This window comes from Vibrio superstes, assembly GCF_003569005.1.
GTDB lineage: Bacteria > Pseudomonadota > Gammaproteobacteria > Enterobacterales > Vibrionaceae > Vibrio > Vibrio superstes.
The window spans coordinates 789,518-809,035 of sequence record NZ_BCUR01000001.1; the positions used below are offsets into that span (position 1 = coordinate 789,518).

The 19,518-nt window shown below is 42.4% G+C and carries 20 protein-coding genes and 1 pseudogene; 7 read left to right on the plus strand and 14 right to left on the minus strand.

What is annotated here, in order from left to right; all coding sequences use genetic code 11:
• The first annotated feature begins 39 nt into the window (after window positions 1-39).
• The 3 genes and pseudogenes from D5I41_RS03340 (at window position 40) to D5I41_RS03350 (ending at window position 2,841) form a co-directional block, all read left to right on the plus strand.
• Window positions 40-1,212 carry a lactonase family protein gene (locus tag D5I41_RS03340; RefSeq protein WP_119008497.1) on the plus strand — a complete coding sequence of 391 codons (1,173 nt, stop codon included), beginning with the start codon at window positions 40-42 and terminating at the stop codon, window positions 1,210-1,212.
• A gap of 98 nt (window positions 1,213-1,310) precedes the next feature.
• Window positions 1,311-1,445, plus strand: a pseudogene (locus tag D5I41_RS03345) (fatty acid cis/trans isomerase); the annotation flags it as partial.
• A gap of 487 nt (window positions 1,446-1,932) precedes the next feature.
• Window positions 1,933-2,841: a LysR family transcriptional regulator gene (locus tag D5I41_RS03350; protein WP_119008499.1), complete on the plus strand. Its 909-nt coding sequence runs from the start codon at window positions 1,933-1,935 to the stop codon at window positions 2,839-2,841.
• A 91-nt stretch (window positions 2,842-2,932) separates the two neighbouring features.
• Here the strand turns inward: D5I41_RS03350 and D5I41_RS03355 are convergent, their stop codons facing one another.
• From D5I41_RS03355 to D5I41_RS03370, 4 genes are all read right to left on the minus strand, one after another.
• Window positions 2,933-3,826, minus strand: a complete 894-nt coding sequence (locus D5I41_RS03355) for an SDR family oxidoreductase (protein WP_208639135.1) — start codon at window positions 3,824-3,826, stop codon at window positions 2,933-2,935.
• A gap of 261 nt (window positions 3,827-4,087) precedes the next feature.
• Complete coding sequence (locus D5I41_RS03360) at window positions 4,088-5,074, minus strand: glutathione S-transferase family protein (RefSeq protein ID WP_119008500.1); 987 nt, start codon at window positions 5,072-5,074, stop codon at window positions 4,088-4,090.
• Window positions 5,075-5,144: 70 nt separating this feature from the next.
• Window positions 5,145-5,882: a pirin family protein gene (locus tag D5I41_RS03365; RefSeq protein ID WP_119008501.1), complete on the minus strand. Its 738-nt coding sequence runs from the start codon at window positions 5,880-5,882 to the stop codon at window positions 5,145-5,147.
• Window positions 5,883-5,937: 55 nt separating this feature from the next.
• Complete coding sequence (locus D5I41_RS03370) at window positions 5,938-6,384, minus strand: DoxX family protein (protein ID WP_119008502.1); 447 nt, start codon at window positions 6,382-6,384, stop codon at window positions 5,938-5,940.
• Window positions 6,385-6,819: 435 nt separating this feature from the next.
• On the opposite strand from D5I41_RS03370, the gene D5I41_RS03375 reads away from it, so the two are divergent.
• The gene (locus D5I41_RS03375) at window positions 6,820-7,833 is read left to right on the plus strand and encodes a helix-turn-helix domain-containing protein (protein WP_119008503.1); all 1,014 of its coding nucleotides are present in this window, start codon (window positions 6,820-6,822) and stop codon (window positions 7,831-7,833) included.
• A gap of 77 nt (window positions 7,834-7,910) precedes the next feature.
• On the opposite strand, the gene D5I41_RS03380 is transcribed toward D5I41_RS03375, so the two are convergent.
• The 6 genes from D5I41_RS03380 to D5I41_RS03405 form a co-directional block, all read right to left on the minus strand.
• Window positions 7,911-9,026 (minus strand): MFS transporter, encoded by a 1,116-nt coding sequence (locus D5I41_RS03380; RefSeq protein WP_119008504.1) that lies wholly within the window; start codon window positions 9,024-9,026, stop codon window positions 7,911-7,913.
• Between the two features lie 9 nt (window positions 9,027-9,035).
• Window positions 9,036-10,208, minus strand: a complete 1,173-nt coding sequence (locus D5I41_RS03385) for a MalY/PatB family protein (protein ID WP_119008505.1) — start codon at window positions 10,206-10,208, stop codon at window positions 9,036-9,038.
• Window positions 10,209-10,233: 25 nt separating this feature from the next.
• The gene (locus D5I41_RS03390; RefSeq protein ID WP_119008506.1) at window positions 10,234-10,623 is read right to left on the minus strand and encodes a RidA family protein; all 390 of its coding nucleotides are present in this window, start codon (window positions 10,621-10,623) and stop codon (window positions 10,234-10,236) included.
• A gap of 81 nt (window positions 10,624-10,704) precedes the next feature.
• Window positions 10,705-11,973 (minus strand): dipeptidase, encoded by a 1,269-nt coding sequence (locus D5I41_RS03395; RefSeq protein ID WP_162892785.1) that lies wholly within the window; start codon window positions 11,971-11,973, stop codon window positions 10,705-10,707.
• 155 nt (window positions 11,974-12,128) lie between these two features.
• Entirely contained in the window at window positions 12,129-12,881 is a 753-nt protein-coding gene (locus D5I41_RS03400) for a GlcG/HbpS family heme-binding protein (RefSeq protein WP_119008508.1), read from the minus strand.
• Window positions 12,882-12,935: 54 nt separating this feature from the next.
• Window positions 12,936-13,451 (minus strand): GYD domain-containing protein, encoded by a 516-nt coding sequence (locus tag D5I41_RS03405; RefSeq protein WP_119008509.1) that lies wholly within the window; start codon window positions 13,449-13,451, stop codon window positions 12,936-12,938.
• A 430-nt stretch (window positions 13,452-13,881) separates the two neighbouring features.
• On the opposite strand from D5I41_RS03405, the gene D5I41_RS03410 reads away from it, so the two are divergent.
• Window positions 13,882-14,307, plus strand: coding sequence for a LysR family transcriptional regulator (locus tag D5I41_RS03410; protein ID WP_268978200.1), 426 nt, complete (start codon window positions 13,882-13,884; stop codon window positions 14,305-14,307).
• A 198-nt stretch (window positions 14,308-14,505) separates the two neighbouring features.
• On the opposite strand, the gene D5I41_RS03415 is transcribed toward D5I41_RS03410, so the two are convergent.
• Window positions 14,506-14,931, minus strand: coding sequence for a bactofilin family protein (locus D5I41_RS03415; protein WP_119008511.1), 426 nt, complete (start codon window positions 14,929-14,931; stop codon window positions 14,506-14,508).
• Window positions 14,932-15,397: 466 nt separating this feature from the next.
• On the opposite strand from D5I41_RS03415, the gene D5I41_RS03420 reads away from it, so the two are divergent.
• A complete protein-coding gene (locus tag D5I41_RS03420) occupies window positions 15,398-15,646 on the plus strand; it encodes a hypothetical protein (RefSeq protein WP_119008512.1) in 249 nt (82 codons plus the stop codon).
• 63 nt (window positions 15,647-15,709) lie between these two features.
• Here D5I41_RS03420 and D5I41_RS03425 read toward each other — a convergent pair whose 3' ends face one another.
• Together D5I41_RS03425 and D5I41_RS03430 are read right to left on the minus strand one after the other, a co-directional pair.
• Window positions 15,710-16,225, minus strand: a complete 516-nt coding sequence (locus tag D5I41_RS03425; protein WP_119008513.1) for a phosphoribosyltransferase — start codon at window positions 16,223-16,225, stop codon at window positions 15,710-15,712.
• Between the two features lie 33 nt (window positions 16,226-16,258).
• Window positions 16,259-16,444 (minus strand): hypothetical protein, encoded by a 186-nt coding sequence (locus D5I41_RS03430; RefSeq protein WP_119008514.1) that lies wholly within the window; start codon window positions 16,442-16,444, stop codon window positions 16,259-16,261.
• Window positions 16,445-16,594: 150 nt separating this feature from the next.
• Between D5I41_RS03430 and D5I41_RS03435 the strand changes: the two genes are divergently transcribed.
• Window positions 16,595-18,370 carry an SgrR family transcriptional regulator gene (locus D5I41_RS03435; RefSeq protein WP_119008515.1) on the plus strand — a complete coding sequence of 592 codons (1,776 nt, stop codon included), beginning with the start codon at window positions 16,595-16,597 and terminating at the stop codon, window positions 18,368-18,370.
• A 34-nt stretch (window positions 18,371-18,404) separates the two neighbouring features.
• Here D5I41_RS03435 and D5I41_RS03440 read toward each other — a convergent pair whose 3' ends face one another.
• Complete coding sequence (locus D5I41_RS03440; protein WP_119008516.1) at window positions 18,405-19,253, minus strand: hypothetical protein; 849 nt, start codon at window positions 19,251-19,253, stop codon at window positions 18,405-18,407.
• Between the last annotated feature and the right edge of the window lie 265 nt (window positions 19,254-19,518).

Sequence of the window (19,518 nt, forward strand, 5' to 3'; positions counted from 1 at the left end):
CCTCTGCTTGGGTGCCATCTTCTTTGGAATAGTATAACGATGAAACAACAAAGCTCTATATTCAATTCACGCTTCATGTATACCGCAAGCTATACTTACCCTCATTTCGCACCCGGTGCCGCAGAGCAAAGCTCAGCCAAAGGCATATCCGTTTATTCTTTTGCATTTGATGGCTCATTTGAGCTCATTCAAGTCATTGAAACCCCTAACCCATCCTTCATCACGCTCAATCGAGACCAAACCATGCTCTACTGCGTTAATGAACTGGGTGTTGATGATCGCAAGCTGGAAGGTATGGTGAGTGCATTTCGTATTGATGCCAAGAGTGGCAAACTCACGTTTGTAAACTCTCAACTTACCCATGGTAACTGGCCATGCCATTGTGAAATTGATAGTAGCGGTGGCTATCTAATGAGTAGCAATTACGGTAGCGCCAATTTTGTAACGCACCCTATCAATAGTGATGGTAGCTTAGGTGAACTCAGCTATCAGCATATAAACCAAGCCAATGGCATTGGTCCTGAAGCAAACCGCCAATCGGCCTCTCACCCTCACATGATAACTAGTAGCCCATCGGGTAAATTTGTACTGGGTGTCGACTTGGGTATCGACCAAATCCTGTGTTGGACGCTTGGTGAGAATGGTGAGCTCCACTCGGCCCCAGTCCCAGTTGCTAACATTGCTTCCGGCAATGGCCCAAGACACTTGGTATTCCACCCCTCGGAGCAATCCGTGTATGTATTAAACGAACTGTCATCATCAATCGATGCGTTTCGATTTGATAAAGAAAGAGGCAGTATGATTTGGTTGCAGTCTATTTCCATGCTACCGACAGACAGTGATTACATACGTCCGGAGTTTGATGCTACGAACCCAGGAAAAGTAGCAACTGGCGGAAACACAGGTGGAGAGATCTGCATCGACTCACAAGGAGGATACCTTTACGCCACTAATAGGGGTATGAACTCTGTAGCGCAATTTAAAGTCTGTCCTGAAACCTTCAAACTGAACGCGCTTGGGTGGACACCAACCCAAGGTGACTGTCCACGAGGAATGGCAATTGAACCCGATGACCAACACTTATGTGTAGGCAATCAAAATTCAAATAACATTGTAAGATTCACTATCGACACAACAACAGGGTTGCTAAAATCCAGCCCTACCATAATTGATACTCCTGTACCCGTAGATTTTGCTTATGCAGGGTACTAGCTCGATGGGTTGTTAGTACACTCCGAGCTATGTTCGGGGTAATCAGCTTGCTATTCTCTCTGAGCATAATCCAACTTCATAATTGACACCGACAAATATTATTGGACCGCTTTGCTATCCGACGCACCGATATCCGTTTCTGGCCATTCAGCGATAAGATCCATGCTTGGTATGAACAAGACCAACCCATTGAATACGGTTTGCTAGACTATAATCGCTTTCAAAATAAATAGGCGATGAACACTATTCAGATATCGAGTTTCTAGTGTTTCGATACCGTAATCTAGCCACTTCCTTTTTGAAGTGGCTATTATCTATCACACCAAACAGCCCTATTCGCAATTGTTGCACTTTCTTCCTCCAACGTTCACATGCTCACGCCGCTGAACCATCACATTGAAATTAAGCTGATAGATGTATTTGACATAACGACTCCCCTTAATAAAGACTGATTATGCACTAGCTTGGCTAGCGAATACGGCCATTATAGGTCATCAATTAGTGCCACTAGACATCCAAAGACGACATCATTCATTCAGATCACGCCAAACTTAGAGTGCTTGATGCTGAGCTTCTCTGTCCTGTGATCCATCATAATTGCAAGTAAGGGGGGAACAAGTACTTAATTCATCAATTTTGAATGTAAAAAAGATTAGTATTTAACAGGTTTATTCTTATTATTAATAAATGGATAGCTATCAATTCAGATAATTTGGATCTATGAATTCACCGATTACCCTCGATGCACTCAAGGTTTTAGAAGCAATTGAACGTAAGAAAAGTTTTGCGGCCGCTGCTGAATCTTTATTTCGCGTTCCTTCAGCCGTTTCTTATACCGTTAACAAATTGGAAGAGGACCTAGGAGTCCCCTTGTTTGATCGAACCAAACGCAAGGCCGAGCTAACACCTATAGGTAAAATGGTTGTTGAGCAGGGTCGCCTTATTCTCAATGCCACAGAAGAACTGACCCATCTAGTTAAACAATCGGCCAGTGGCTGGGAAGTTGAGCTAAGAATTGGGATAGATAGCATCTTAGAGTTCGACCCAATCTATGACCTAATCAAAAAATTTCACATCGATCATCCTTGGATAGATATCAAGGTCAGAGAGGAGGTGTTTGGTGGAACCTGGGATGCCCTTGCTGCTGAACGCTGTGACCTCGTTATTGGTGCCGCCGGTTTATCTCACAATAAGAGTTTTCAAACTCATGCCATCGGTAATATAGCGTTTGTCTTCGCTGTGGCAAAAGACCACCCACTGTGTAATGAACCGCAACCTTTGGCCGCTGAAATTATTAAGCAATACCCTTCAGTCGTGGTGGCTGATAGCTCTCAACTCCTTGAAGCTCGATCCGCGGGCTTGCTTGATGGCCAATCAAGGATCACTGTTCCCACTTTTCGAAAAAAAATAGAGCTTCAACAAGGTGGTGGTGGTGTGGGATACCTTCCAGTACATCGAATACAAACAGAACTGCAAACTGGGCAATTGGTCGCATTACCTGTTGAACTGGAAGATTGGCGAAAATTAGATCTTCATATAGCATGGAGAAAAGACAATGAAGGGAAAGCGCTCGCTTGGTTTGTAGAAGAGCTTAAAGCCATGCAAGAGTCGTGTTTCTTAATGTTCTAACCTCACCTAAACATACATTGACCTTGTACTAACAAAAAACCCAGCAATAAGATTGCTGGGTTTTTATGTATCAATCAAGTAGCGCTATTATTTAAACAAATGCTTGTTTGTTAGCACTAACAAACTCTTCTAAAGTTGTCATTGGGCGACCCAATAATTGCTCACCGTCAGGGCTTACAACAGCCGCTTGGTTAGATGCAAACACTTCAAACAGTTCAATCATGCCGTGAGATTGCCACTCTGGCCAACCCGTGCTCAGCAAAGACTCGAGTGTTTGTTCTTCTGTCGGTGATACGTACGCCACCTTTTTGCCTGTCACCTCAGCAAATACCTTCGCCATATCTTCACCACCTAATAGCTCAGGACCTGTCACATTGTACGCTTTGTTATCGTGACCTGAAGTGGTTAGGATGTTGGCTGCCATTTCACCAATATCAGCAATATTTAGCGGAGCAAAGCGACCCTCACGTAAACCTACGTACAAACCACCTTGCTTAATGCCATCAGCCCAACCAAAGAAGTTGTCTTGGAAGAATATAGTACGCAAATGCGTATAGTTCAGACCTGACTGCTCAAGGTACTTTTCACCTGCACGGAACTGACGCGCAAACAAGATTGCTTCGTATTCAGCGCCAACCACTGAGTAAAAGACAAACTGCTTGATACTGCCAGCTGCAACAGCAGCATCAATGGCATTTTTCGCATGCTCTTCACGGTTTTCTACATTACCAGGGATCATGAAGACTTTATCTACGCCCTGCATTGCACCGGTTAAGGTCTCAGCTTTCTCAAGGTCAATCAAGACAGTTTCAATGTTCGGAAACTGAGCTTTTAATGCTTTTGCTTGCACATCAGTACGCACAGCGGCACGTACCACAGTATTGGACAGTGATTTTTCTTCCAAAGACTGAATAGTCGCAGTACCGTTATTACCTGCAGCACCAATAACCAAAATTGTTTCTTTGTTCATCGTATTTTTGTTCATAATTTTATTCCAAATATTTTTCAACATTTTGCATTGACCGATTGTTCGTTAACACCCTTAGTGAGGTGCAGTTCGTTTGGTTAAGCGCTATATTAAAGCAGTGGCTGATTAAAAAAAGCGCACAGTTTTGAACTTTGAATTCTATATTTTTGAACTAATAGTCAGACAGATTTTTCATAGAAAATGACGCCAACGCCCAACAACAAAAAAGCCCGCCCCACTGAACGTCAATGGGGCGGGCTTGATGAATCGGCAACGATATTAGATGTAAAGCTTGGTATCGCGATTGTGCGGTACATTCCAATCTTGTTGATGACCGATAGGAACAATGCCGTAAGGGTTAATCGCTATATGACTCGCATAATAGTGACGAGTGATGTGTGCGTGATTCACTGTCTTAGCAATGTTAGGCATTTGGTACAGCTCTAACATGTAATGGTATAAGTGGCTGAATTCTTTTAGCATCTTAAAATTACATTTAAAGTGCGTGTGGTACACAGAGTCAAAACGAATTAAGGTAGTCCATAGACGCCAATCCGCTTCGGTTAAATGATCCCCCACTAGATAACGCTGTGTCGCGAGACGGTCATCCAACACCTGCAATGCCTCAAACAAGCTCGTGACATTCTTAGAATACGCTTCTTGAGAAGACGCAAAACCCGACTTATACACACCGTTGTTTACTTTGTGGTACACCAACTCATTCACTTCATCGATTTGCCCGCGCAATTCTTCCGGGTAATAATCGTCAGTGTTGCCAGTCATTGAATTAAACGCGGAGTTCAACATACGAATGATCTCTGAAGATTCATTGTTCACAATCACTTGCAGCTTTTTGTCCCACAATACAGGTACGCTAATCACGCCAGTGTAGTCCGGTGCATTCACTAGGTAACGCTCAGACAAAAACTCGCCATTAAACAGGTCATCACCCGTTGTGCCAAATTGCTCCGAGGACTCTGCGTCGTGTTTAAATGTCCAACCGTGCTCATGCATATCAGGATGAACCACACTTACCGTGATGATGTCTTCTAGTTGCTTTAACTGACGGAACACCAAAGTTCGGTGCGCCCAAGGACAAGCCAGTGACACGTATAAGTGGTAGCGCCCCGCTTCGGCTTGGAAACCGCCCACGCCACTTGGACCTGCGCTGCCATCTTCAGTGATCCAGTTTCTAAACTGAGAATCTTTACGACGGTATTCGCCACCATCGATGCTGCTGTTCCAACTTGCTTTTACTGTAGTCATGCTTTGTATCCTTAGACGCTTAACGGATGGTATTCAGTCTCACCCGTCAAACATTATGTAATTGAGGTTATTATTGTTTCTTCATTTCGATGACCACAAAATGCGCAGTTTCGCCATTTTGTGTAAAGGTCAACGAAGTAGGATCTGTAATTTCCAAGGCGTCTTTTTCATTCAATGTAGGGAGACCTTCAATGTTTAGGCTTCCTTCTACACAGTAGATGTACGCTTGACGACCAGGGTTCAACTCTAATGAAACGCTCGCATCCGCTTCGGTAAGCTCTGATGCATAAAAGTTCACATCCGCATTGATATACAAGGGTGCAGAATCTTGATTCTCAGGGTTACCTACTATGTGCAATAGCTTGTTTTCTCTGTCTTCCAGTTCAATATTTTTGTGGTTATAACGCACTGGGCCACCCGCTCTATTCGGCATCACCCAAATCTGTAGGAATCGACACCACTCATCATGCTTATTCAACTCCGAGTGCCATACACCCGTACCCGCTGAAATTGCTTGCACATCACCGCGACCAATCGTCTCTTCTTTTTGCGTCACGCTGTCCCAGTGAGTCAACTGGCCGTGAACAATGTAACTAATAATCTCCATATCACGGTGCGGGTGACGGTCAAAACCACTGTGTGGTGTCACATCATCATCATTGAGTACGCGCAACGCACCAAAGTTCATTCGGGTTGGGTCGTAGTAGTTAGCGAATGAAAAATGGAAATACGTATTCGCTGGATGGTAAGGACTGCTTGGTAAGTAGTGCAGATCCGATGCATTAATTTTGTTGTATGCTAGGTTCATGTTAGCTCCTCGAGAAGGTAGATAGCTTAGGCTGATACGAATCAGCCTAAAGAAATTACGCAAGACGTTGCTTGATGACGTTATCCACAGAAAGTTTGCCTGCGCCGCTGATCATCAGAGACACGGATGCAGCAAACAGCGCTAATCCAAACTCATAGCCGTTGTTTGCCATAAACAAACCATTCTCGAAGTGGACAGTAAAAATTGCCACCAGCATGGTAATCGCCAACACAAATGAAGTTGGACGAACCAATAAACCCAGGATAAGAGCAAGACCACCAAAGAATTCTGCGCTACCGGCCATCAGAGCCATTAGGTAACCCGGTTCAAGGCCAATTGATGCCATCCATGCACCTGTACCCTCAAGACCGTAACCGCCAAAAGAACCAAATAGCTTTTGTGCGCCGTGAGCCACAAACATGATTCCAACTGGTACGCGAAGCGCCATCGTTGACCAAGTTGCGTTAGAAGTAAGTAGTTGTTTAATAGTTGTAATAGACATAATCGTTACCTAATTTGTTTGATTGATTGTTTGTTTAAATAGTCATTGTGCTTGACTGATGGAGCTATTCTATTCAAACAAACGGTTAAAAAATAACGATCAAATTTGCTCTTCAAGTTCAAATAATTTGAATTAACTTAAAATACGCACTGTTAAACAATTAAGTAATTGATTTATATAATATAATACACAGTATTAACTCAAAATAAATTTGCGGAGGACTGCTAGAATCTGATTTAAAATTCTAAATTTCTGTTGCTTTGGGGGTTTTGGAATCAAGAAGTTCGACTTTTAGGGTTAAAGTATTGATTCGCTCTCACGATAGGCTATTCTGAAATAGTGTTTAAGAACCCTTGTGCCAGGTTTTTTACTCGCTTAGGGTTTTCCATTCAACCGTGTTCAAATTGACAGTAGACAACGCATTAATTTAATAATATGTCTTCAAAGATCCCAATAATCACCTCCCAGCAATTAGAGCCTGTCTTTCAATTTACGAAAGAAGTGGGCGTGCCATTTGAGCGATTAGCGAGAGAGAGCCTATTACCTTTTAATGAGATTGAAGATCCTAACCACGTTGTTTTTGAAAACCCAATGTGGCTTATTTTTCATCATCTTTATCACAAGCATGGTATTAAAGACATTGGTAAAGAATCCGCGCTTAAATATGGCCACTTAGTTGTCAAGCCTTTAGCTGAACAACTGAAGAAAACTGATACATTATTGGATGCACTTACGGAGGCATGTCAGTTATTAACTAGCGTATCTTCCAACGCCAATTTTTGGGTTAAGACTACGACTAAAGGGATATGGTTTTGTCGATTAGGCAGTAAAGGGCTAACAACTGGACGTATACCTATCGAACAATATTCACTCAATCTACAAGTGATGTTAATTCGCGAGGTTCTGAACGATACTAAATGGTTACCGACAAAGATAATGTGTCAGGCTAAAAAGGGTGACTTCGATAAGAATGATGCTTTTCCACACATTGCCGTGCTCTTTGACCGACCTCAATCGGCGATTTTCGTAGATAATGCAACACTAAAACGTAACACGGCAAAGATTATTACTGATTCCGCGTTAACCGGAATAGTCGAGTCCGAATTAACGTTTGATGAGTTTCTTAATAGCTTAGCGGCGAATATATACCCACTTTGCAATCAAACACTGCCGTCTGTGGCCATCCTCAGCCAAGCGACCGGGGTACCTTCACGTACCTTGCAACGCTACTTTCAAGAACATGGAATTAACGCCAGAGACTTTATCACTAAATTGACCATAGATAAGGCAAAGCATCTATTTGAGAGCGGCAACACTTTAAAACAAGCGAGCTATGAACTCGGCTACGCAACACCTTCTCATTTCTCTCGAGCTATTAAAGCCAATACCGGCCAAACACCCAATGATTTTCGCCTAAGTGTCCTCGGCCAATCGGAAGAAACCAAATAACTTCTTATTTACTGCACTAAAACGCAAAAAAGCCCGACGATTGTCGGGCTTTTCAAATTCGATCATTCACTTAATAACTAGTATTTTTTCGCAATCACTGCAGTACCCGTTGCGTACATTGCAAGCAATGCGACTAACACTAGGTTACTGGCTGGACTACCAATCAAAGAAGGAAAGCTGATTGAAGTCGCGGCAACAATACTATCAGAGCCAATCCAAAGCATCATAAACGTAGTACCTAATGATGCTGGCGTAGCCCAAGATTGATTGAATGCTAGCGTAATGTAGCTCGGGATTCCTGCAAATAATGCAAAACCACACACCAACGCCGCCGATGGAATACCACCCATGAAGAAAGCCACACCTGCAATCGCAGCAATAATACTACTAATAGTTGCCACTTTCTTATGAGGGAAAGAACCACCTAGTATGATACCGACAACGTTACCGCCTACTGCAGCCCATAAAAATGGGGTAGCTTCAATGTTCATTTTTGATGCAAAAGTAAACATTAGGGTAAAGAAAACAATCGCTGCGGTAAAAGTCAGCATGAAGATCCAGTTAAACGGAGTCATCACTGCTTGCTTTAAGCTAGCAGGTTTTTGTTCTTCACCATTACTACCCTCCGGTACAAGAGGTTGAACATTCAGTTTTGCAAGAAAAAGAACAACAGCAAGCAAAACTAAGATACCAACAGTAACGTGAATAACATCAATAGTATGAGTCGCAATCATTACCCCTAAAGCACTTGCTACTGCAATGCCACCAGAGTAAGCAGAACTGTTGGTACCATTTACCAAAGAAAGTGCTTTGCCTTCAAATACTGAGGCTGTAATAGGGCTAAGTGTAAACAGGATCATACCGCCACCTAGACCCACTAATGCACGAGAGATCAAAAGTAATGCGAACGCTTCTGTCATCGACGCAACAATCAAGCCTGCTGCGATAGTAATCATGCCAAGCATGAATCCATACACATTAAACTTAAAGACTTTCTCCGCTAACACTTTACCGATCAGCACGCCGCCCACTAAGTTTGCTAACATTTTAACAATATTCAGTGTTGAAGTAGATTCGCCCACTTCAGTAGCAGAATAGCCCATAGAGCCAATGTAAATATCACCAAGTACCCACGAAAAAGCGAACATGAAGTAACCAGAAAATAGTACGAGACCAATTATAAACTTACTCATTTTTCTAACCTATTTGTAGTTAGCAAAGGCTGCACACATGCGCTTCAAGCCTTCTTCAAGCTGAGAGTGAGTACATGCAAGGTTAAGACGCTGCCAACCCTCACCACCAGTACCAAATGCCGGACCACCTTCAAGAAGAATGTTTGCTTCTTTGATCATGATTTCATCAATTTGTGCATCGGTTAAATCGAATGCACGGAAATCCAACCACGCAAAATAAGTTGCGTTAGGAATAGTCATCTTCACTTTTGGTAAGTGTTTAGCAAGATACGCTTGAGTAAATTCAAAGTTTCCGTCCAGTGTGTTTCGAAGTCCATCAACCCACTCATCGCCCTTGGTATAAGCCGCTTCAACAGCAGCCATCGATACTGGGTTTGGTAGTGTTAGACCAATTTCAGCATCCCACTTATTACGCAGTTCTTCGCCATCGAATATAGCGTGGCTAATATGCATACCCGCTAGATTAAATGTCTTACCTGTACCATTAAGAGTAACAATATGAGGTGCGCCACCGACGGCTTTACTTACTGGAAGGTGAGTAACCCCCATACGAGTCAAGTCAGAGTGGATTTCATCGGAAACTAAAGTAACATTGTGACGACCACAGATATCGGCCACTTTCACCAACTCTTCTTGAGTCCATGCACACCCAACTGGATTATGAGGATGACAAAGAAGCATTAGGCTGTTGTTAGGTTGGCTTGCCAACTCTTCCAACTGCGCAAAATTGATATCGTATTCACCGTCTTGCTCGACAAGCGGGTTTTCAACTACGGTACGACCGTGCTTTGTCACTAGCTCCGCAAATTTATGGTAAACCGGAGTTTGTACAATAATGCCATCGTCTTGCTTAGACGCGATTTTGATCATTGTGCTGATCGCATGAAGTGTACCTGACGCAATACGAATATTACTTGGTGATACTTCCCAGCCGTAACGGCGGTTCAGCCAAGCTGAAGTGACTTCAAAGTACTGTGGCGTTGCAACTGAGTAACCAAAGGTTAGGCGATCAATTTCAGATTTCATCGCATCAGTGATTTGTGGTGCAACATCAAAGTCCATATCAGCAACCCAAAATGGCAATGTGTGTTCATTTGCATGCGGAGACCAAAGAGTCATTGCTGTCCACTTACCTGCGTAAGCACCTTTACGGTTTGGAGCCTTTGTAAAGTTATAAGTCATCTTATTACCTTAAAATTCAGCGAAATTACGCTTTGCTGTGAGAAGCTATAAATTTGATTTCACATAGGAACTCAGGGAATACAAAGCCAACACCAACAGTGTCGCGAGCAGGTTTTGCTAGCTCACCCCAGTATTCATTCCATGCCTTGTTAAATTCAGCGGCATCGTCTGCTGCAATGGTTGGACCATTGCCACATGTTTCGCGTAGTGGTAGCCAAACACTTGCTGACATAACGTTAGATTTGTCGAGACCAGCTTCAGCCAGTACGCCATCAAGCACCGAAAAAGTAGCCATGGCTTGGTCGTAAACTGATTCGGTTTCTTTGAATTTAGGGTCAAAACAACCTGCTGTTACAAGCACTGAATTGTCTGAAACGCCTAGGCTGAAAAGTGGTTTTTCTTGAATATGATTCATAAGATAGTTACCTAATTCTAAAATTTTGACAAAGTTCCACTCTCCCAAACGCTCAGGCAAATAGGAAAGTGTATTAAGGGATTACCAGTTAGCGTCGTATACACGCATAAGGTTGCCACCAAGGAAGCCTCTAATTTCTGCTTCGCTCCAGTTGTAATCATCTTCAAGTAGCGCAACCACATGCCAGATATTTTCTGCTGCAATGTTCTGTGTGGGAGCACCAAAGCCTAACTCTGGTGGGTACATTTCGTAGTTTGGTAGGTTGAACTGATAGTACTCGTAAATATTATGAATGTAGTCTGTAGAGAAACATGTGCCATCACGCCCCATTACATCACCCGTGTGGTTTACGTGTCTTGCAAATGCATCAAGCATTGGTTCATCAACGTCAGCGGTCAAAGTGAAGCTAAGGCCAACGGTACATACTGCACCCTCTCCTTTTGCTATAGCACGCATCGCATCATCTGAGATGTTACGGCCAATAGGCATTAACTCTTGAGAGTTTGAGTGTGATGCAATGATTGGACGTTCTGAATAGTTAGCCGCCTCAATACACGTTTGGTTACTGCCATGAGAACAGTCTGGGATAATGTGGAACTTATGAGCCTCATCAATCAGTTTGTAACCAAGTGGTGTTAAACCCATATTCTGTTCAGTACCACCACCTGCGTAATCATTATTTTTGTTGTACGCAAAGTTTACTGTTTTTAGACCCTGGCTCGCATGAGTGCCTAGTAGTTCAGGCGTTTTATCTAAAAAAGCGCCATCTTGTGCCATGTAAAATAGGCCGTATCCGCCACTTTCCTTAAGATCACGAATGTCATCCGCATCTTTAACAATGGCAACACCTTGTTGGCGTGCTAGTTGGTTAGTACGTGCGTAACGACCATATACTGTGTAGTACCCATCGTTTGGGTGGCCATAAATAGTCGAAGCAGAGGCCGTAAACCCAGCGGCACGATTTCGTTCAATAGCCGCAATCATGTGTTTTTCTTCTGCTGTTACCAGGCCAACAGAGGTAGGAATCGTGCTATTAATGAGTATGGCATCGCTATATTTTGCGCGGGCTTTATCTGCTCGAGCATTTTGCTCTGGAGTCGTTGGGATATTTTGAGCGTCTGCAAGGAAACGAGCTCGTTGCATCATTTGTTCTTTAGATTTACCGCGTGGGTTCCAAAGCTTAAATTCATAATCTGTGTTACTGACTACAACACCATCTACTTCATAGTAATCGGCAGAGTCGCTGTATCCTTTGTGGATGTCTTGGGGTTGAGTATTTGCAAAGCTCGCCATTGAAAAAACAGAAGCCAAGACTGTAGTTGCGAGTGATAGTGTATTTATTCGTTTCATATTGATAGCCATGAGTGCTTTGACACCGTCTCTGAAAAATGAGTACTGATATCTTCATTCAGTCGTCGAGACTGAGTTCTAGTTACAATGAGCTTCAATCCGTTGTTACTCGACTTAAAAATGGCTTAGCCTAAAAAGGCTAAGCCATTTCGCTATTAGTGAGATACAGGGTGAGTTTTAACAAACTCTACTGATATTTTTTCAGCTTCTGCTGTACAAGATGGGTGACCCCAGCCACTTGCTCCAGCACCGTTATCGATGTCGTAAACAATGTTGTCATTGCCTTCAGGGCTTACGCCTGCTGGAACGTAATCTAATTCCAGAGCATCTCGTAATTTCCATGCGATGTTGTGGTCCGCACAAGAAGAATCACCACTTACACCAATTGCGCCAACTAGCTCACCATTTTTGTCATAAAGCGGAAGACCACCACCGAATACATTTACACCACCGATCTTTTTGCCGATCATTGGGTCTTTTTGAGTACCGATAGCTTCAGAGTCGCCACCGTACGCTACAGATGTGTCTACAGGGTTTGAATGTTGCAGACCGAAAAGGCTACCGCCTGGTTGTACTGCTGAGTAAAGGTTAGCAGTAGAAAGAGCTAGACCAGGTAGGCTGAAAGCGTTAGCTGTGTTTGCTTTTTGAGCAGAAATAACACGGCTACCAGGCCATTGATCGCCACGGTCTTCACCAGAGTAAACGACTGCTTGAACCACACCGTCACGGTCAACAACTGTCGCCCACATGTTTAGGGCGAAACCACCGTTTGCGTCTTTTACTACAGTTTGTAGTGCTTCACGCAATGTGTCATGCATACCATCATGTTCGTTAGAAATATGAGCCGATACGCCTGTCGCTACTAATACAGAAGCGGCGACTAAGGTTTTAATAAGTACTGTTTTCATTACTAGTTGTCCCGAATATAAAGTGTTAAGAAATAAGGTAATTAGAGTTTCTGCTTAGTATTGCTTGCTGTTTTTATTCAGCTCAGGTTTGCCACGCAGTACATTCCCCATTTCCATTGCACCTTGCATATCAGCAGCAGACATCAGTTCAATAGAAGTCCAAGAGTTTAGGTTACCGTTTGCTAAAGGCATTAGATGAAGCGCTTTGATGAGCTCTGGGTTATCAGGGATTTCCATCAATACATAGCCTTTGTTATCGGTTAGGCCAAAGTAATAGCTCAACATGCGACCACCTAGAGCTTCAACACCCGCTTTGCTATCTGCGAAACGATCTGAAGGCGCAGCCATGATTGCATCCCAACCTTGTGAGTTATAATCACTGATGAACATGAAGTAACGCTTTCTTTCCGTAGCTTCTGGCGCCGCTTTTTTAGCAACTTGTTCAGTTTTTGCTTTTGGTGCTTTGTCTTTTTCATCTGCTCCAACGTGCGCTTGAGCATAAAAACTAGAACCAGCGATTGTCGATGCAGCCAAGACTAAAGACGTAATAACTTTGCGAGATATAGGCATGTTTCCACCTGTCAGTTAATGTTTCATTAATAAACAAAAACCACTCAACAAACTTCCATTTGATGCTTCAGAGATAAGCTCTTCTGCCGATTTTCCCTAACACTCATTCAATTGCTTGATTGGATTTTCGTGTTTTGTTGGGACGCAGTATAAGTAGACGTAGTGCTGGAGAGAACTCATTTGAATTGCCTATTTGCGCCAAAATAGGATCAAAAAATAGGCAACTGAATCAAATTTATGCCAACTGTGAATGCACTGATAACGTATCTAGGGGGTTGGTTCAGCTTTGTGCGAACAGAAATTGACAGATGATCAATAACTAACACAGCTTAGTTGCAACGATTCAGTTTGAGTGTCTATAGAGTAATAAGATAGCTAGCGAATACGGCATTGCCGATTTCGGAGAGGCATTCAGGACTATGCAATCAATATTAACGAACTAGACCTCAATCTATTAAAAGTATTACGCACTGTGGTTGAGACAAAGAGCTTAAGTTCCGCGGCAATGCTTCTTAGCATTTCGCAAACGAGTGTACGGCGTGGGGTGGTCAAACTTAAGGAACACTTCGGTCCTCAATTTTTTGTCAGAAAGCCACATGGAATTGAGTCATCAGAACTGGCTATCAAACTAGCTCAAGCATCTTCCGAAATGCTGACACCAATAGAGAAAGTGCTGGATGCTTGTTTAGACTTTGAACCTAAAAACTATACCGGAAAAATCAGCATTCTAGTTAACACCTTTTTGCTTGAGCTTTTTGGTCCAAAGTTAATACTTCAGTTGAGGGATTCTTTCTCGAATGCGACGTTCAGTGATGGTCAAGTTTGTATTGATCTAAAAAGCCACTTTACAGTGTAATACCAATCACAGTAAGTAAGTGGTCAGAAATAGCGTAGGAAAAACGCTGGATAACAAGGCAGAACTTTTTGATAAGTAGTTATTCTACAATCAAAAATTCTAACGCCGTTATCGAGTGTTTTAACAAGCTAGGATGACCAGCTATTTACTACGATTGGTATAAAGTGGCTTTCGTTATTACGAATAAAGTTTCAAAGATTATGCGTTTGCTTGTTTCGCTTTATTATTTTTTGGGCTTTCTTCTTTTGAGGCCAATTCTACGATTTGTTCTTTAACCGCGGGCTTTGTATCGCCGTTGAATTTACCACCACGCTCAATACTTAGGTCATCAGTGTAGATAGTGCCTTTCACTTGACCATTTTCTAATATTTCAATGGAATTGGCATGACATGAACCATCGATGATACCGTTAACAATAACCTTTCCAGCGAAGATATCACCAGTCACTCGTCCTGACTGACTTACAATTAATGTCTGTTCAACGCTCACTTGCCCAACGACAGTTCCATCGACATGCATATCGCTCTCTAGTTTGAACTGACCTTCAACATGACAACCCTTTGCGATCAAAGTCGTTGCTGATTGTTTGCTTGGCTTACTGTTGTTTGAACCAAAGAGTCCCATCGAATACCTCGTTTATGAATATTTATCAAAAATGTGCAGACTCGTCATCTTGGCTACTAAGAAGCATTAAGTACTTAATCATAAGAGTGGTGCATAGAAGGTGAAGATATGATGTTGGGTACGAGTCTTTATGAATTAGCCGCCAGAAACACTTAATACTAATGCTCTGTTCCGATGACAAGAAAGCGCACATTTTCTCGTAATTAAAGCGGTTACACAATCTAAGATCAGGGTCTAACACTCAAAAAGAAAAGGAATGTTGCAATTTATTCACTGTACCTATCAAACGAAGTGGCCCACAAAGAAAACAATTGTAAGCATATGAAACCATGAGCTTATTGTCACAATTCCGATAGAAAGACAATGCCTAGGCATCGCTAGATGACGCTTTTGTCTTCACGTTCAAAAAACACTCAAGTGGTTAACGGTACTATGAGGTGACGCAATGGAATGAGGGCTTACCGTTATGACAGTAATACACCCAATTTACAAAACTGTACTCAAATCGACTCTTGCACTTCTTGTCGGCACCTTGTTGCTTCAGTTTAAAATCATGTTCTTAGTGCCTATTCTCTTGATTATCGCTTCGCTAACCATACTCATCGCGCAAACCTATCTATATCTCTCTGGCCAAAAAGATCGCGATGTATTTGAGTTCTATGCGCAAGCGGTGGGATCAAAGGACTCTAGCCAAGATTCACCGGCAGATAAATAGACAGACATCGAGTCGTGTCTTAATTTTTGGGGGCGCCGCCGTCCCCAATCAGCCTAGCTGTTTTTATCTCGCCAACTTGGAAATGTATGGGACATTTCTCAATTGATCTTTCCATGGCAAACCGTACCCAACCAATAGATCATCATTCGTCATTTCAAAGGCGTAATACTGCTTAACAGGGATCTCTACTCGGCTAGGTTTAACAAACAATGTTGCCGTTGAGATTGTTTTGGGAGAGAATTGTTCAAGATGCTTAACCAGGCGCTTCATTGTGCCACCCGACTCAATAGCATCGTCAATGACAATCACATCTTTACCCTCGATACTCACATTTTGATGATAAACAATCTCAGAAGCGTTAGTGCTATCTCCAGGGGTATGCGGACAACTCATGTAATCCATACTCACATCGAAATCTAACTGGCGTACTAAGTCGGCGGTATAAATAATACCTCCAGGTACAACAGTAATGACCACTGCCTCATCAAAGGCTTGATTGAGCATGTTAGCAACGATAGAAACGCCTTCGGCTATTTGCTCTGTGCTCAGTACCAATTCGCCAATGTATTGTTTTTGCATTTTATTTCTCCATTTAATTCAAATTCGAACGATTTAAATTGAAGTCTTATTCTTCTTTTGATCACCCTTCTCTAGCTCATACATGGACAGCAAGAACTGAGTATGAATCATAAGCTCTAGTTCAAACGGTGTCTTTGACGAGAGTAGGCGTTGTGCGTAATAAGATCTTAAAGGGTTGTGGTTTTTTGCAAACAAGGCTTGTTTTATCGCTTTAATCATTCTGATATCTCCCAATTAATTGACGAGATAATTTTGTAGCTAAACGATGAAATCAAAAACAGAGAACATTTGTTATTTTTGTTCCTATTAAATGCTTTTTCTGCCTAGAATTAGCCACAAGCGAGATAAAAACACAAATTTAGGAAATAAATGAGCCAGTCAAAGCCCTCTTTTAGTGATAAAAAGCAGATCACCTATTATTCTCGGCTAACTCAATTGGGTATTGGTGAAGAGATACTTATCACCTTGCCAGAATTATCCGGTTTGATGTTTACTAGCACTCGCCATTGTCGAACATTACTTGGACAGATGCACGAGTATGGCTTGATCAAGTGGGAGCCCAAAGTAGGTCGAAATCAACGTTCTACCTTAACCCTTTTGTACACATTAGCTGAGCTCAAAGCTGAACTGGCACAAAACATGATTACCGCAGGTGATTACGAAAAAGCCCTGAGTCTTATCGACAACGACAAAGCACTATTTGAAAAGTTGTTGGTCCATACTTCGGGGACTCAGATGAGAGAGGGGCAGCTGCATATTCAGCTAACCTACGACCGCCCTTTTTCTAGCTTACTACCCCATCAGCCACAGCGAAACAGCGAACGATTTTTGCTCAGACAGATATACAGTTGCTTAACTCGTTGTAATCGAGATGGCGCTGTCAGTGATGCCTTAGCCCATCATTGGATTTATGATGAGACCAACCTAGTTTGGAAGTTTTTTTTACGCCCAGGATTGAGCTTCCACGATGGTAGCGAAATTAATGCAGAAGTTATTGTTAGCCTTTTCAAAGAGCTTCAAACACGGCCTCCTTATATCAAAGAGCTCGCGCACATACAGTCTATCTCCGCCTCTGGTGCTTTGTGTATTCAGTTTGAGTTACGCAGGCCCGACCCCGGATTAGCGGGTCTTTTTGCAGATGTACGCTATTCAATTCAACCAATAAGCCAATTGCTTTCAACAACTAAAGCGATTGGTTGTGGCGTATTTCAGATCCAAGAACATTCTGATGAAAAGTTAAAGTTGATAACGAACAATCAGTACCATGGATATCGCGCATTTACTGATAGCGTTACTATTTGGCAGGTATCACGATCAAAAGATTACAATCCAGGTGAAATTGAAATTCGTACCGGCGGACTAGTCTCCAATCAGAGCTCAAGCTGTTCAAGCTACTTATCCGCAGGTAAGACTAACTCTGGACTTTCAGAGCAAGTACATAATCGAATTGAGGATGGGTGCCTACTCGGTATCCTCAATCATCGAAGTCACTTTACCGACTCGCAACTCAAGAAGATTCGTTACTTGTTATTTTCCAATGAATCACTAAAAAATAAACTAGATCAGAGCCTTGATTACAATATAGAGGGGGTTCTTGCATACAATCTCTTGCCTAACTGGGTAAAGCTGTCTGCTATTACGGACAATGATACTCAATTACCAAAAAAAATTAGTGTCGCTCTTTTTAATCACAAGGGATTGGAAGGCTGCGCAAAGGCGATTTCTTCCATTCTGGCTGACAACGGCATTGAATGTGATATCAATTGCTACTCTTTTGATGAATTTTATAGGCGGGCATTTGCTAGTACCTTATCGGAAGATCTACTCCTTACCAGCGTCAACTTTGATGATAATCGTCCAACCTCGGTATACTGCTGGTTGCTCTCGGATCCAGTATTACACCAAAGTTTACCGCAACAACAACGCAGATGGCTGTACCAAGAGTTAGAGGCTCTCAGTAGTATCACTACTCCTCAAAACTATCTAACTCAACTAGAGCCAATAGCGACAACACTTGTGGCTTCACATCTGTTGCTACCTATGTTCCACCACAAGCAAACCCTTCATTTTGAAGGCCTATTGCAAGGCGTAAAAATGAGTCCTTGGGGTTGGCCTGAACTCAGAGATGTCTGGTTTGAGCAATAGGTGAGGAAAAACAGAAAACATCCATGTTTACTTATTAAAATTGATAATTGAATTCAATACGCTGGTCACCCTCAAAGTAAGCTTGATCTTGAGTCCAGTTAGCAAAATATCGAGCATTAAAACGCGGGGTAAACTGATAAGAAACCGACAGTTCATTGGTAAACACGCTACTATCACCAGCAAAACCTTGCTCAGTAAAATGGTCAGAACCCGCTATGGCGGTCAACCACATCGGGTTGTAGTTAATCCAAATCTTATCCGTTACTGTGATTCGGCTGTACATCCCGACCACGCCGTACACACCAGGAAGGGTATAGCCTATTGAGGTATCTAATTCATAAGTCCCAGAATCCGTGTCGATCGACTCTTCAAATTGACCATTTTGTACTCTTAAGCCCGCTCCAGCTAAAGGGTAAAGCTGCAATGGTCCCCATTTTGGTAAAGCTTGGATAAAGCTGTATGAGGCATTAAGTTGTTCAGCTTCTACGTTGTAGTTAAGGTCAATTTGTTTACCACGACCATTGGTCTTATTTACACTAAAGTTACGAAAACGTACGCTATCTATTGAGTCATCTCGCTGACTAGAGCCAGACCAACCCACTAACTCCCCCGCTACACCTTTGATTTCAATAAGGTTCATTCCCATGACATCTGAGTTGCCAGTGTCATAGGTCTGCCCTACCTTAAAGTTAAGACCTTTATCTGAAATACCAAAACCCGCCTGGGTGTAAACAGCTAATGGATCTGACATATCTTGAATCTGCTCATGAGATTGTGATGTTTCTTTATCAGAAGGGGCAGCAGTGGCTTCTTGCTGTTGTGCAAACGCACTTGATGCAACGCAAAAAAGCGCAACCGACGTTGCCAGTAGTTTAATTTTCATATCGACTCTCTAGAATTTCAGGAACGACAGTTCGCCGCCATTAATGCGAGAGAGTGTATGGTTTACGAGATGTTACATCGATAGCCTAAGAGTTAATTGACTATTAAACCCTGCTTAATATTAACTCCATGAACTCTTTGTTATTATCCTAACCAGAAACTACTCTTCATAATTCTTCCACTTTTGCAGCAATGCAAAAGACATTCTCACTTTAGAGTGTTTATTAAAAAGAAGTTCGAAGTTAGCATACTGCAAAATCTAAAAC

Bases quoted from the DNA above. Each gene is read 5' to 3' on its own strand.
- D5I41_RS03340 (WP_119008497.1), top strand. From the start codon at position 40: ATGAAACAACAAAGCTCTATATTCAATTCACGCTTCATGTATACCGCA.
- D5I41_RS03350 (WP_119008499.1), top strand. From the start codon at position 1,933: ATGAATTCACCGATTACCCTCGATGCACTCAAGGTTTTAGAAGCAATT.
- D5I41_RS03355 (WP_208639135.1), bottom strand. From the start codon at position 3,826: ATGAACAAAAATACGATGAACAAAGAAACAATTTTGGTTATTGGTGCT.
- D5I41_RS03360 (WP_119008500.1), bottom strand. From the start codon at position 5,074: ATGACTACAGTAAAAGCAAGTTGGAACAGCAGCATCGATGGTGGCGAA.
- D5I41_RS03365 (WP_119008501.1), bottom strand. From the start codon at position 5,882: ATGAACCTAGCATACAACAAAATTAATGCATCGGATCTGCACTACTTA.
- D5I41_RS03370 (WP_119008502.1), bottom strand. From the start codon at position 6,384: ATGTCTATTACAACTATTAAACAACTACTTACTTCTAACGCAACTTGG.
- D5I41_RS03375 (WP_119008503.1), top strand. From the start codon at position 6,820: ATGTCTTCAAAGATCCCAATAATCACCTCCCAGCAATTAGAGCCTGTC.
- D5I41_RS03380 (WP_119008504.1), bottom strand. From the start codon at position 9,026: ATGAGTAAGTTTATAATTGGTCTCGTACTATTTTCTGGTTACTTCATG.
- D5I41_RS03385 (WP_119008505.1), bottom strand. From the start codon at position 10,208: ATGACTTATAACTTTACAAAGGCTCCAAACCGTAAAGGTGCTTACGCA.
- D5I41_RS03390 (WP_119008506.1), bottom strand. From the start codon at position 10,623: ATGAATCATATTCAAGAAAAACCACTTTTCAGCCTAGGCGTTTCAGAC.
- D5I41_RS03395 (WP_162892785.1), bottom strand. From the start codon at position 11,973: ATGAAACGAATAAATACACTATCACTCGCAACTACAGTCTTGGCTTCT.
- D5I41_RS03400 (WP_119008508.1), bottom strand. From the start codon at position 12,881: ATGAAAACAGTACTTATTAAAACCTTAGTCGCCGCTTCTGTATTAGTA.
- D5I41_RS03405 (WP_119008509.1), bottom strand. From the start codon at position 13,451: ATGCCTATATCTCGCAAAGTTATTACGTCTTTAGTCTTGGCTGCATCG.
- D5I41_RS03415 (WP_119008511.1), bottom strand. From the start codon at position 14,931: ATGGGACTCTTTGGTTCAAACAACAGTAAGCCAAGCAAACAATCAGCA.
- D5I41_RS03420 (WP_119008512.1), top strand. From the start codon at position 15,398: ATGACAGTAATACACCCAATTTACAAAACTGTACTCAAATCGACTCTT.
- D5I41_RS03425 (WP_119008513.1), bottom strand. From the start codon at position 16,225: ATGCAAAAACAATACATTGGCGAATTGGTACTGAGCACAGAGCAAATA.
- D5I41_RS03430 (WP_119008514.1), bottom strand. From the start codon at position 16,444: ATGATTAAAGCGATAAAACAAGCCTTGTTTGCAAAAAACCACAACCCT.
- D5I41_RS03435 (WP_119008515.1), top strand. From the start codon at position 16,595: ATGAGCCAGTCAAAGCCCTCTTTTAGTGATAAAAAGCAGATCACCTAT.
- D5I41_RS03440 (WP_119008516.1), bottom strand. From the start codon at position 19,253: ATGAAAATTAAACTACTGGCAACGTCGGTTGCGCTTTTTTGCGTTGCA.